Consider the following 13,885-nt stretch of genomic DNA (forward strand, 5'->3'; position numbering starts at 1 on the left):
CTTCAAGTGTGGTCTGTAATGCTTGTTCAATATTCACAAAAAAAATCCGTAGTTAGTTTCCTAACTACGGATTTTGCATGATCGTTTGGATCGGTCAACCGATCATTCTCTTAACTGATCGGCATTGAGCCGAAGCTTCTTTTTTACAATCAAGACATTAATAAAAACCTTTTATCAACATAATATTTTTAGGCAAGCTTATCTGATAACCAAGCTTCAACACTCGCTAGAGCTGCAGTGATGTTTTCAGGTTGACTACCGCCAGCTTGTGCCATATCAGGGCGACCGCCCCCTTTACCGCCGACTTGTAAGGCAACCATATTCACTAATTCGCCGGCTTTAACCTTACCTACTAAATCTTTAGTAACACCAGCAATTAAGCCAACTTTACCCTCATTAGCCGTAGCAAGCATGATTATGCCTGACTGCATTTTATTTTTAAGTTCATCTACCATGCCACGTAGTGCTTTGCTCTCTACGCCATTTAAGTCAGCAATCAGTACATTAACACCATGAATATTAATCGCGTTATTTACTAGGTCAGAGCCTGCTTGTGCTGCTAATTCTTGCTTTAACTGTGCGATTTCTTTCTCAAGTTGTTTAGAGCGACTAATTAGCTGCTCTACTTTCCCTGGAGCACCTGCAACATCACTCTTTACTAGGCTGGCAATATTCGATAGTGACTCTGCTTGCTTATCAACAAAGTTTAGAGCTTCAATAGCCGTTACCGCTTCAATACGGCGAACACCTGCTGCAATGCCTGACTCAGAAACTATTTTCAGTAAACCGATGTCACCGGTGCGCTCAACATGAACACCACCACAAAGCTCAATAGAAAAGTCACCTAAAGTCACTACCCGTACTTCATCATCATACTTTTCACCAAATAAGGCCATCGCACCCTTTTCTTTAGCTTCTTCAATATACATTGATTCAGTTTGTTTTAAGTGGTTTCGACGTATTTCATCGTTAACAAGTTGCTCAACCGCTTTTAATTCATCGGCAGTTACCGCTTCAAAATGAGAGAAGTCAAAACGTAATTTTTCACTATCACATAACGAGCCTTTTTGCCCAACATGTTCACCTAAAACTTTACGTAAAGCCGCGTGTAATAAATGTGTTGCGGTATGGTTTTTAACAATTGCCGCACGGCGTTCTACATCAATCTCAGCTTTAACACGACGATTCAAGCCCATATCAGTATGCGCAATACCTCTGTGCGCATATGCATTACCTAGCTTAGTGGTATCTTTAACTTCAAAGTAACCGCCATCAAGATGTAGGAAGCCACTGTCGCCTGCTTGACCACCCGATTCAGCATAAAATGGCGTATGGTCAAGAATAACAATCCCTTGCTCACCTGCTTTTAACTCGCTAACCGCTTCTTGGTCTGTGTTATTGAAAAGTTCAACAATAGTCGCTGAAGCAGAGTTATTGTCATAACCTTTAAATTCTGTTTTCTGATCAGACTTAAGTTGCAGGTTATAGTCAGTACCAAATTGACTCGCTTGTTGGGCACGTTCGCGCTGTTGTCCCATAGCAATATCAAAGCCATTGTGATCAATATTTAATTGTCGCTCACGAGCAATATCAGCAGTTAAATCAGCTGGAAATCCATAAGTATCATATAATTTAAAGACGTCATCACCTTGTATAGTGTCACCCTGTAAATTAGTTAGAATATCTTCAAGTAGCACCATACCGCGATCAAGCGTACGTCCAAACTGCTCTTCTTCAATACGTAATAACTTTTCAATAGTCGCTTGTTGCTGAACTAGCTCAGGGTACGCATCACCCATTTGGGCAATCAGTGAAGACACTAATTTATGGAAGAAGTGCCCTTTCGCCTCTAGTTTATGACCATGACGAATAGCACGACGAATAATACGACGTAATACATAACCGCGTCCTTCATTTGACGGAATAACGCCATCAACAATTAAAAAACTACATGAACGGATATGATCACTAATAACACGTAATGATTTATGGTCTAGGTCATTACAGCTAAGTAAGCTCGCAGTATCTTTAATTAACGCTTGGAAAATATCAATTTCATAGTTGCTATGCACATTTTGCATAATCGCTGAAATACGCTCTAACCCCATACCTGTATCAATAGACGGGTTAGGTAATGGTTCCATTGTGCCATCAACCTGGCGGTTGAACTGCATGAAAACAATATTCCAAATTTCAATAAAACGATCACCGTCTTCATCAGGCGATCCAGGAGGACCACCAAAAATATCTTCACCGTGATCATAAAATATTTCAGAGCAAGGGCCACAAGGGCCAGTATCGCCCATTGACCAGAAGTTATCTGACTCGTATTTTTTACCCGCCGACTTATCACCAATACGGATAATTTTTTCTGCTGGTATGCCAATGATATCTTTCCAATAAGCATATGCTTCTTCATCCGTTTCATAAACGGTTACCAGAAGTTTCTCTTTTGGAAGCCCTAATACGGTTGTTAAAAACTCCCAAGCATAGCTAATCGCATCATTTTTGAAGTAATCGCCAAAACTGAAGTTACCTAACATTTCAAAAAAAGTGTGGTGGCGCGCAGTATAGCCAACGTTTTCTAAATCGTTATGCTTACCACCAGCACGTACACAGCGCTGTGCTGACGTTGCTCGGGTATAACTGCGTTTTTCAGCACCTAAAAAAACATCTTTAAATGGCACCATACCAGCATTAGTAAATAATAGCGTGGCATCGTTGCCGGGTATTAATGAGTTGCTTTTAACTATTTGGTGTTGTTTGGTGGCAAAGAAATCTAAAAATGCCTGACGGACTTCGGCGGTGCTTTTAATCATGAGATACTCTACAAATCGATTTATTTAATTATCATTCTATTACCGCAATTATTTCATCGGTTGAAAAACCACGGTATTGCAAAAAACGAATTTTTTTGGCTTTGTCTTTTTCCATAAGCTTATGCTTAGTTTTTTATCTAGGCTGTCATCTATGTGCTCATCAACAGCATCTTTCATAGCAAAGCGTTTATTATACGCAAGCTCGGCTTGAAGATACCAATCAATTTCACAACTTTCACGCAAATTTTGTATGATTGTTGTGCAAACGCCCTTTTGTTTTAATTCATTAGCAATGTAATACCAACCGTAACCTCGATTAACACGATAGTGATAGCGACTTAGTGCAAAATGCTCATCACTAAGGTAGTTTTTTTCTAGTAGTCTCTCAATAGCTTTATCAATATCTGCTTGAAGAAACTCGCGTGTTAATAGTTTTTGGGTTAGCTCTGCTTGTGAGTGCTCTCACCGTGCTAATAAGCCAACGGCGCAATGGAGTGCGGTTTGTTTCAAACTCTCCCCCTTTTTAGCTAAATAACCATGTTGGCATTATAAAGCGCTTGGCGAGTAATTAATAATAATTGTTGTTGAATATAGCAATGTTCCCTCAAGAAACACTCACCTATTTCACTGTATCATAACCAGCGCTTACGTTTAAAGAACGCAATCAAAGCTACCGAGGTTACCGTCATAACACCGAGCAATATGTAATAACCATTTTCAAATTTTAGCTCCGGTATATTCTCAAAGTTCATCCCATAAATGCCCGCTAAAAAGGTTAATGGGACAAATAACGCTGTGATTACTGTGAGTACACGCATAGTGGCATTAAGTTGGTGTGAAGTGATAGACATATAGCCATCAATTAAGTCGCCACAAATATCATAATACATTTGTGAAAGGCTCAATAACCTATCTAACCGCTCTCTTAAGTCGGTTAAGGTATGTACTTCGTCTGCGGTGATTAACGCAGTTTCCTCATCTTCAAGGTATACTTTAAGCGTATCTCCAATGGTCACGTGGTAATTAAAGGTTCTTCTGATTTTAACTAATTGAGAACGATATGATGTGATCTCTCGCATCATTTGGTCGTTACCACTTAATTGAAATTCATCTTCAATTTTTTCTAGGTTAGCTTCAAATGTGAATAACTGCTTAAGGTAATTACCACAGCTACTATGAAATATTTTTAACGCTAAGTGCATAGGGCTACGCTGTAAGTATTTTGCACTGGTTTTATTGAATAAACTATTAATAGCAATTGAGCTTTTAGGGTGACTAGTAATTAAAATACGATGACCGATAAACATGCTGACTTGTAAATGCTCAAATTTCAAACTGTCATCATTTTCAACAAAACCGCGATAAAGTAGAAAAATGTAATCACTAAATAGCTCAACTTTAGGCGGGTGTCTATCACGCTGCGCATCTTGTATTGCTAGAGGGTGGCAGCCTAATTGATTTAATAGTGCTTTTTCTTTAGTGCGATCAAGGTTATCAAGATCAATCCAAAGCAATGTATCAGTGCTATTTTCCCACTGAGCTAACAATTCTTCACCGCCCATCTCTACTGAAGATGATGGGGAAATCAACATTGTTCTGATCATGTTTTCACTCCAATATAATAAATAAACGCCAGCCCAGGTTAAAAATACTTACATATTACACAGAGCTTAAAATAATAAGGTCGATTTATGCGCTAATAACTAGGGTTTTGCAAGTAAATTCAATGTTGTTATAATTTATTATATTTAACCTGAACTCAGATTAGCTCATATGACGCATGACTCGCCAATAAAAAACGCTTAGCTGCGTGGCAACTAAGCGTTTTTGTCGACATTAAGTCGGCATTAAACATAAGAGACTAACCATTTCCTTTGGTTTTGGTATTACCTTCTTTAGCATGCTTTTCAATATATTCAATGATCATACCTGCAACATCTTTGTTAGTTGCGTTCTCAATCCCCTCTAGGCCAGGCGAGGAGTTAACTTCCATAACAACAGGGCCACGCTCGGCACGTAAAATATCAACACCACACATACCTAATCCCATAACTTTAGCCGACATAACTGCGGTTGCTCGTTCTTCTTTTGTTAGCTTAACAAGTTCAGCACTGCCACCACGATGTAGGTTAGAGCGAAACTCACCCTCAGCACCTTGACGCTTCATGGCCGCAACCACTTTACCGCCGACCACTAAACACCGAATATCAGCACCGCCAGCTTCTTTAATAAACTCCTGCACCAAAATATCCGCACTTAAGCCCATAAATGCTTCAACAATTGCTTCAGCCGCTTTAGCGGTTTCAGCAAGCACCACACCAATGCCTTGCGTACCTTCAAGTAATTTAATTACTACAGGAGCGCCACCCACATTTTTAATTAGGTCTTTAATGTTGTCAGGTCTGTTAGCAAACCCTGTGCGTGGTAACCCAACCCCTTTACGCGATAACAATTGCATTGAACGTAACTTATCACGTGAACGGCTAATAGCCACTGACTCATTCACGATAAAGGTGCCCATCATCTCAAACTGCCTAACAACGGCTGTACCGTAAAAAGTAACTGAAGCACCAATGCGAGGAATAACAGCATCGTATTTGGGCAGCTCTTCACCATGATACCTTACTGTTGGCTTATTACTGGTAATATCCATGTAGCAATGTAGCGTATCAATCACATCAACTTCATGCCCTCTTGCTCTAGCTGCTTCAACGAGTCTACGAGTAGAGTAGAGTTTTTTATTTCGTGATAAAATAGCAATTTTCATTTTGAAAGCCTTTTCATTTTAGGTAAGTGTACTGATTAAAAACCAACTAATTAGTTAGCATAGCAGTTTATTTTACTTTCATTTCGGGTAATTTAAGCTTAAGTTGATGCCTGAAACACGTTCTATTAAATACATTTAGGAAAATATATGTCTACAGACATCATTTTATGGTGTGCCATCGCATTTTGTATCACGCAATCTGCAATATTCTCAGGGCTCAATCTCGCTTTTTTTTCAATCAGCCGCTTACATTTAGAGGTTGAAGCTAAAAAAGGTAACAAGGCAGCCATTAAGGTTTTACAGCTAAGAGATGATTCTAATTTTTTACTGGCAACCATTTTATGGGGTAATGTAGGTATTAACGTATTGCTCACTATGTTATCTGACTCGGTACTTACTGGTATTAGCGCCTTTTTATTTTCAACCATTGCTATCACGATTATTGGTGAAATTACCCCTCAAGCTTACTTTTCACGAAACGCCTTAAAAATGGGAAATATGCTGGCACCAGTTATTCGTTTCTATCAGTTTTTATTTTATCCTGTTGCACGACCAACCGCGCTTATATTAGATGGCTGGTTAGGTAAAGAAGGTATTACTTATTTAGAAGAAAGTGAGCTACGTAATATTATTAAGCAACATATCACCGCAGAAGAAGCTGACTTAAACCATGTTGAAGGTATAGGCGCATTAAACTTTTTTGCGTTAGATGAAATACATGTAACACAAGAGGGAGAAGTAATTGATCCTAAATCAATTATCGCCCTACCCACTAAATTAGATTTACCTATTATTCCTGAAATTACACAGAGCCCTGACGATGCTTTTTTAAAGCTAGTGAATAATACCAACCACAGTTGGGTGATTTTAACCAATGAAGAAGGTGAGCCGCTGTTAGTATTAGATGCTGACGGTTTTTCTCGTGCTGCATTGTACCAACAAGAAAGCTTCGATCCATATCATTATTGTCATCGCCCGGTAGTTATCACTGACGAAACGACACCATTAAATGAAGCAATGTTATTGATGAAAAGTAACACCTCTATTGATAAAAACTTTGATGGGGTTATTGAACATGACGTGCTATTAATTTGGGGTGAAACAAAGCGTATTATTACGGGGGCTGATATTTTCGGCTTATTACTCAAGGGCATGTTACCTAGCGACCCTAAAGTCGCAGAAACAGCCTCATAAATGACTTGGGGTTATTATTAGGTAGCGTTAATCAGTCATTTACATAGTGAATGGCTGAGCGACTACAGCTTATTGTTTTTGTGTGATTAAACTATAACAACTCAAACTCTATTTGCTGCTGCTCTTGTTGAATACTATCCCCTAAGCCAATATGAACGCCTAACAAACGTACCGCTTTGCCCTGACCTCTTGCCAGCCCTTCTTCCAGTAAAGTTTTAAAAACTAATTCATCAAATTGGTGAAACTTAAATTCTTTCGTCGTTTGGTGAAAATCTTTAAACTTAACCTTAACTCCCAGTTTACTAATGTTTCTTGTTAATAAATATTTCTCTGCTCTAAGCTTAAGCTCAGGAATTAATTTATTGTTCATGTAATGATTTAGCGTTTTAACATCATGAATATCATCCGCAAAAGTTCTTTCAACGCCAACGGACTTTCTTACCCTAGTGGTTTCTACTGCACGATTATCTCGACCATGACATTTATGCCAGAGTGAGTGCCCTAATTTACCAAATTTTTGAATAAGGCTTGCTTCATCTAACGCTTTTACATCACGCCCTAAAGTTAAACCACTTAACTTTAGTTTTTCTGCGCTCACTTTACCAACACCTGGAATTTTTTTGAGGGGCATATTATCGATAAAGCCATCAACTTGCGCAGGCGTAATAACATACTGTCCGTTTGGCTTATTTAAATCAGAGGCTATTTTAGCGAGAAACTTAATAGGAGCAATACCGGCAGATGCCGTTAGCTGTAATTCAGTAAAAATAGCAAGGCGAATATCATTAGCAATAAGTGTCGCTGAGCCATTAAAGTGCTTGCAGTGGGTTACATCAAGGTAAGCTTCGTCTAGCGACAGCGGCTCAATTAATGAAGTGTAGCGAGCAAATATCTCTCTGATTTTAGAGGAGACTTCTTGATAAACTTTCATACGCCCGTGAACAATAACAAGTTCAGGGCAAAGCTGCTTTGCTTTACTTGCAGGTAATGCTGAACGAACACCGTATTGTCTTGCTAAATAATTACACGTAGATAAAACACTACGTGGTCCATCTCCACCAACAGCTAAAGGGATATTTCTATATTCAGGGAAATCCCGCATTTCAACAGCGGCATAAAAGCAATCCATGTCAATATGAATAATTTTACGCTGACTTGTCATTTTACGCACTCGATAACTGTATATAAAGACAGTATAGTTAAGTACCTAAAAATGACAAGTAAAAATAGTACAAGGTATAAATGAAGTTAAAACTTTATTTAACGAGAAGAGTATAGCTTGATTACTCTTTGGCATTGGATCTAGCGGGTTAGTTATAGATGAGTGTACTACCTCACTCCTAGGTTAGTTAACCTCGCAATGTAATAGTAGTGCTCTGCGCGGGTCCCATAATAATTTTTTCTTATAGAATAAAAAAACGTGAATAAATTAGATCTTGATGGGCATTACCCCTGGTAGATCAATTTACTCACGTTGTCGTTATGCGCAATATACAGCGTATTATAATAAGCCGCTTAGCTGCACTTAATAGAGACTCAAAGCGTTACTCAACCAAGCTATCTATCACTAATGAAATAGTGCCTGTACTATTAACAGCAACGTCTTTTTTCTCTGCTTTATAATCACCCGGCTTTATGCCAACGCCGCCTAACTTAGATGCTATTGCAAATAAATTTACTTGCTCAACACTGCCTAAGGTATTCGCGCTGCTCATTGCTTGCGAGTTATTAAGCACGATAACCGTTGGCAAGTCACTTAACTTAATTTTAACTGCCGCTAATGGCATACGCTGACCCGTAGTTGGTATCGCATAAACAAATACTACGCGATCTTCACCTTGGGCAAGCTTAGCTGAAATATTTTCAGATAAACTCACCGATACATTCAACTGTGGTCCGTCTGCTGAATCAAGCTTTGAGCTTGGGCTATCATTACTTTTATCGCCACTATCAGCTTGTGAGCTACCTGATAGCCCCATACGGTTATTAGCCTCAGCTACCGCTTCTTTTAATGCCGCAATATTAACGCCTTGCTTATTAGCATCAATAACACGCTGCCAATGGCTAATTGCTTGCGGGTAATTTTCACCTAAGAAATTATGCATACCAAGTAATATATTGGTTGAAGCGTCGTTAGCATCTAAAGCTAATGATTTATCAATATAATGCTGCACTATTTCATTAATCTGTTGATCATTTTTATAATAATGTGCCTGAGCAATCGCTCCCAGTAAATCAGCATGCTCTCCTTCAATACGAATGACTTGCTCAAATGATTTAATTGCCGCATCAAACTCACCAACAACGACAAAGGTTTGCCCTAAGTTATACCAAGCTTCAGCATCATCTGCATTTTCTTGGGTACGCTGCTGTAATTTTTTAATATAAGCGACCGTTTCTTTTTGGCGTTGTGCTTGTAGTTGCTCAGCGCTCATACCTTGATGAGCATCATTAATCGCAGGTTGGGTTATTTGCTCTAAGTGACCGTGCTTTAAATAAAATCCAACCGTAAAGGTAAGAATGAACACGCTCAATGCTATAGGCCAGATCACCGAAAAGTTTTTTTCTTTTCCGGTGGCAATATCAGCACTAGTTTCGCTTGCTTCAATGTCTTGTAACAAGCTACTGTCAAGCTCAGCTAGTAGATATTGATAGTTTTCATCATCAATACCGCCGTCTTGAAAGTCTTTTTCTATTTCTTTTTTATGCTCATGATATAAACGTACATTGGTTTCATCACGCACATTAGCGTTGTCGGTATTTTTTTGTTTGGTTTGCTTAAAAAACGGTAACCAAACCACCAGTAACAATAAGGCGAATAGTGCCAAAAGGATTAAAGCTAATTCCATAATATTTTCTACTTATTTTAATAGGTGCTGGGTTATTTTTTAAGAAAGCGTTTGAGTTTGTCTTGCTGTTCAGCATTGAGTTGTATATCTTTCTCTGCCACAGGCTTTCTTCTAACAATAACAGTGACAACAATTGCGCCAAACAATATTAATACCGCGGGTCCAAACCATAGAACATAAGTTAACTGTGAAACACGAGGGCGATATAAAACAAATTCCCCGTAACGTTTCACCATAAAGTCAACAATTTCAATATCGGCCTTACCTTGCATCAACAATTCATACACTTCATTACGTAAATCAGCAGCAATGGGTGAGTTAGAGTCAGCTAAGTTTTGATTTTGACATTTAGGGCAGCGTAACTCTTTGGTAAGTGCTTGAAAGCGTATTTTAGTCACTTCATCATGAAATTCGTAGGTATCCATCGGACTAGCATAGGCTTGATTTGATAAAGAGCTACTAAAGCTTGCACAGAAGTAGGCCACAACGGTTAACAATACAATGAGTGTTTTTTTAAATAGCATGGTTTATTTCCCTTGTTGCTTTTCAACAATAAGCTGTTCAATAAGCGGCTCAAACTCGGAGCGCCAAACGCGTGTATCAATAGCACCAGCAAAACGCTTACGAATAACACCATGGTGATCAATAACAAAAGTTTCAGGTGCGCCATAAACACCAAGATCTAAACCGAGCGTACCTTCTTCATCAAATATTGAGAAAATATACGGGTCTTCATAATCAACAAGCCATTGCTGTCCAGCTACGCGATCGTCTTTATAATTTAAACCATAAAGCTTCACTTTCGGGTTTTTAGCCACATCAACCAAATAAGGGTGTTCATACTTACAGGTTGGACACCACGTTGCCCATACGTTAATGAGTACAATATCACCTAATAAGTCGGCCTGTGTTACCCGTTTGTCTGCATTATTTAATGTCGATAAATTAAAGGTTGGCATACTATTACCTACCAGCGCTGACGGCATTTCTTGTGGGTTTAATGATAACCCTCGATATAAAACCACGCCCAATGCAATCACTAATATAAGGGGTAAAAAACGAATGAGTTTATTCATTATTCATTAAGCCTTGGTATTATTTGAAACAGGTTGAGTAAGTAAGTCGGCTACAACAGGCTCTTTAGCGGTGTTGCTTTTTCGGCGACGATAGCGTTTATCAAGCATAGACAGCACGCCACCAAGTGCCATGAAAATAGCACCTAACCAAATCCAGCGTACAAAGGGTTTATAGTGTACACGTACAGCCCAAGAACCGTCATGTTGTCCATTAATAACAATCGGATCACCTAAAGCAACATAAACATCGCGGAATAAACCAGGATCGATAGCCGCTTCTGTCATTCCCATTGTTTGAACACGATAAGATCGGCGTTCAGGTTTTAATAACGCTACAAAATCATCATTTTTATAAACATTGATTTGACCTTGCTCTGCACTATAGTTTGGCCCTTCAACCTGCTTAATACCTTTGAATTCAATTTGGTAGCCTGAAATAGTAACTTTTTCATCAAGCCCTAACTTTACGTTAGTTTCACTTTCATAGCTTGAAACAAGCGTTACACCAACAATAGTAATAGCAATACCAGCGTGTGCTGTTGCCATGCCTAAGTGGCTAATAGATAATTTTCCTGACGCTTTCAATTGGTTGCGTACTTCTTTTACCACCACTAAGAAAACCCACATTGCTAATGTCATACCCATAGCAACCAGAATATTAAACTCACCGGCATAAACAACAGGAAACAACAAGCCAAAGGCAATACTAAAAACTGACGGTTTAACTAAATGCTTACGCAGTTCGCCTTTTTTCGCCTTTTTCCAGCGAATCATTGGTCCAATCCCCATAATAACAAAGAGCATGCTCATAATAGGCACAAATACCGCGTTAAAATATGGAGGACCTACCGAGATTTTTCCATAACCTAGTGCGTCAACTAATAAAGGATAAAGCGTACCCAATAATACCGTTACTGCGGCAATCACTAAAATCACATTACAAAGTAATAATGCAGTTTCACGTGAATAAAAGGCAAAGCGAGAGAAGCTGGCAACAGTACGTGCTCTAAAGGCATATAGCGTTAATGCCCCACCCATTGCAAAAGCTAGAATCATTAAAATGAAAACACCTCTTGATGGATCAGCGGCAAAAGAGTGAACCGAGGTAATCACACCAGAGCGTACTAAAAATGTGCCAAGTAAGCTTAAACCAAAGGCAAAAATTGCCAATAATATGGTCCAGTTTCTAAACGTGCCACGCTTTTCGGTAACCGCCAATGAGTGAATAAGAGCAGTACCAACAAGCCAAGGCATAAATGAGGCATTTTCAACAGGGTCCCAAAACCACCAACCGCCCCAGCCAAGTTCGTAATACGCCCACCAGCTTCCTAGGGCAATACCTAATGTTAAAAACATCCAAGCGCCAACAGTCCAAGGGCGTGACCAACGTGCCCAAGCAGCATCCATTTTACCCATCATTAGGGCTGCAACAGCAAAAGCAAAGGCAACGGCAAAGCCAACATAACCAAGATAAAGTAATGGTGGGTGAATAATCAAACCAATATCTTGTAATAATGGGTTTAAGTCTCTCCCTTCTAATGGCGCATTGGGCCATAAGCGTTCAAATGGGTTTGAAGTCAGCACCGTAAAAGCAATAAAACCAACCGCTATCATGCCCATTACCGCTAAAACGCGAGCAATAAACTCTTCTTCAATTGCACTGGAAAACCTGGCAACGGCGGCGGTCCAGGCCGTAAGGGAGAAAACCCAGAGTAACAGTGAACCTTCGTGTCCACCCCATACAGCACTAATTTTAAAATAATAAGGAAGGTGAGTATTAGAGTGGCCAGCAATATATTTAACGGAGAAGTCATCAATAACAAAGCTATACGCCAGAATAAAAAGGCTAATACTGGTGAAAATAAACATACCAAACGTTAGTGGCTTGGCGTAGCTCATTAGCTTTTTTAATGAGCTTTTATTTGAGCTATGAACACCAATTAAAGGGATAACACTTAAACACAGCGCAAAAGCTAACGCGATGATTAAGGCTAGATGACCAAGCTCAGGTATCAGCCTAGGAATTACTTCAGGTACTACATTAGGTAGCATTGCTCTCTCCGCTCTACTAAAAAATATTTACTCAACAAACAACTACCAGTAAAAGATAGTAAAATACTTATAGGCTGCTGGTTAAAAATCACTAAAATATTCTAACATTTAATTGCGCGAAATATTAATGTAAATTCCCCCTGCAAGTTGTTTCATAATGTTACAACTTTATAAGGTTACAACCATAGTGCCTATGATAAGATATTACTCACAGTGATTATGCGATCTACATCAATAATTACCAGAGAAAAAACCGTTAATATATATGTAAGCTTGATGAAAAATAAGCACAAAATTATTCAAGTATATAATGTACAATAACAATTACTGTGGCAATTACATCGATAAAAAGTGTTAACCGAGCATTAGCATTAACTAATAAGAAAAATTAACGTGACTCCATCAACAACACCAAAAGCATCACTGTTACTCAGCGCTAAAAACTTAACTTGTATTCGCCAAGACAGGTTATTGTTTGATGCTTTATCTTTTGATGTTTTCGCCGGGGACATTATACAAGTTGAAGGTCCTAATGGCTCAGGAAAAACCAGTTTATTACGTATACTTACTGGTTTATCGCAGCCATACGAAGGGCAAGTACTTTTTCAGTCAACTGCTACTCATAACAAAGAAAACCTACAGGCTATTACTCGTTACCGTGAAGAGTATCAACAAAATTTACTTTATTTTGGTCACTTATCAGGAATAAAAGGCGAAATGACCGTAGAGGAAAACCTAAATTTTAATATTGCATTGCACGGTGACAACGCTGACGGTCAAGCTCAAGCATTAACCAACGTAAATTTAATGGGCTTTGAAGATAATTTAGCTTCTAATTTAAGCGCTGGACAACATCGCAGAACCGCACTCGCAAGGTTATACCAAAGCAACGCCCCCATTTGGATTTTAGATGAGCCCTTTACCGCAATTGATAAGCAAGGTGTTAGTGATTTAGAGGCACTTTTTTTAGCACACGCTCAACGCGGCGGTTGCATTATACTTACGACCCACCAAGATTTAAGTGCATTAGCTAACACCCAGCTTAAAAAAATCACTTTAGATTACAGCAACGATATTGCTTTTGATTAACGCAGAGAAATCGACAAATGACATTAGCAACATCAACTC

At 38.9% G+C, this 13,885-nt stretch carries 11 protein-coding genes and 1 pseudogene; 2 read left to right on the forward strand and 10 right to left on the reverse strand.

What is annotated here, in order from left to right; genetic code table 11:
* Positions 1-188: 188 nt before the first annotated feature.
* From alaS to rimK, 5 genes and pseudogenes are all read right to left on the reverse strand, one after another.
* Positions 189-2,819: an alanine--tRNA ligase gene (gene alaS, locus ABD005_RS04895; protein ID WP_343815659.1), complete on the reverse strand. Its 2,631-nt coding sequence runs from the start codon at positions 2,817-2,819 to the stop codon at positions 189-191.
* 31 nt (positions 2,820-2,850) lie between these two features.
* Entirely contained in the window at positions 2,851-2,934 is an 84-nt protein-coding gene (locus ABD005_RS18180; protein WP_425544884.1) for a hypothetical protein, read from the reverse strand.
* 143 nt (positions 2,935-3,077) lie between these two features.
* Positions 3,078-3,221, reverse strand: a pseudogene (locus tag ABD005_RS18185) (RecX family transcriptional regulator); the annotation flags it as partial.
* Positions 3,222-3,451: 230 nt separating this feature from the next.
* Entirely contained in the window at positions 3,452-4,423 is a 972-nt protein-coding gene (locus tag ABD005_RS04900; RefSeq protein WP_343815662.1) for a magnesium transporter CorA family protein, read from the reverse strand.
* Between the two features lie 257 nt (positions 4,424-4,680).
* On the reverse strand, positions 4,681-5,586 hold the full coding sequence (rimK, locus tag ABD005_RS04905) for a 30S ribosomal protein S6--L-glutamate ligase (RefSeq protein WP_215980899.1): 906 nt from the start codon (positions 5,584-5,586) through the stop codon (positions 4,681-4,683).
* A 147-nt stretch (positions 5,587-5,733) separates the two neighbouring features.
* Between rimK and ABD005_RS04910 the strand changes: the two genes are divergently transcribed.
* Positions 5,734-6,780, forward strand: coding sequence for a DUF21 domain-containing protein (locus ABD005_RS04910; protein WP_215980898.1), 1,047 nt, complete (start codon positions 5,734-5,736; stop codon positions 6,778-6,780).
* Positions 6,781-6,871: 91 nt separating this feature from the next.
* On the opposite strand, the gene dinB is transcribed toward ABD005_RS04910, so the two are convergent.
* The 5 genes from dinB to ABD005_RS04935 all read right to left on the reverse strand — a co-directional run bounded on the left by dinB (position 6,872) and on the right by ABD005_RS04935 (position 12,721).
* Positions 6,872-7,942 (reverse strand): DNA polymerase IV, encoded by a 1,071-nt coding sequence (gene dinB / locus ABD005_RS04915; RefSeq protein WP_343815668.1) that lies wholly within the window; start codon positions 7,940-7,942, stop codon positions 6,872-6,874.
* 382 nt (positions 7,943-8,324) lie between these two features.
* Positions 8,325-9,629 (reverse strand): c-type cytochrome biogenesis protein CcmI, encoded by a 1,305-nt coding sequence (gene ccmI, locus ABD005_RS04920; RefSeq protein WP_343815671.1) that lies wholly within the window; start codon positions 9,627-9,629, stop codon positions 8,325-8,327.
* A 32-nt stretch (positions 9,630-9,661) separates the two neighbouring features.
* A complete protein-coding gene (locus ABD005_RS04925; RefSeq protein WP_343815674.1) occupies positions 9,662-10,153 on the reverse strand; it encodes a cytochrome c-type biogenesis protein in 492 nt (163 codons plus the stop codon).
* A gap of 3 nt (positions 10,154-10,156) precedes the next feature.
* Positions 10,157-10,705 (reverse strand): DsbE family thiol:disulfide interchange protein, encoded by a 549-nt coding sequence (locus ABD005_RS04930; protein WP_343815677.1) that lies wholly within the window; start codon positions 10,703-10,705, stop codon positions 10,157-10,159.
* 6 nt (positions 10,706-10,711) lie between these two features.
* Positions 10,712-12,721, reverse strand: a complete 2,010-nt coding sequence (locus ABD005_RS04935; protein WP_343816367.1) for a heme lyase CcmF/NrfE family subunit — start codon at positions 12,719-12,721, stop codon at positions 10,712-10,714.
* A gap of 429 nt (positions 12,722-13,150) precedes the next feature.
* Between ABD005_RS04935 and ccmA the strand changes: the two genes are divergently transcribed.
* Positions 13,151-13,846, forward strand: a complete 696-nt coding sequence (gene ccmA / locus ABD005_RS04940; RefSeq protein ID WP_343815680.1) for a cytochrome c biogenesis heme-transporting ATPase CcmA — start codon at positions 13,151-13,153, stop codon at positions 13,844-13,846.
* The last annotated feature ends 39 nt before the right edge of the window (positions 13,847-13,885 follow it).

Source organism: Colwellia asteriadis (assembly GCF_039523295.1).
In the GTDB taxonomy this organism is placed as follows: Bacteria; Pseudomonadota; Gammaproteobacteria; order Enterobacterales; family Alteromonadaceae; genus Colwellia; species Colwellia asteriadis.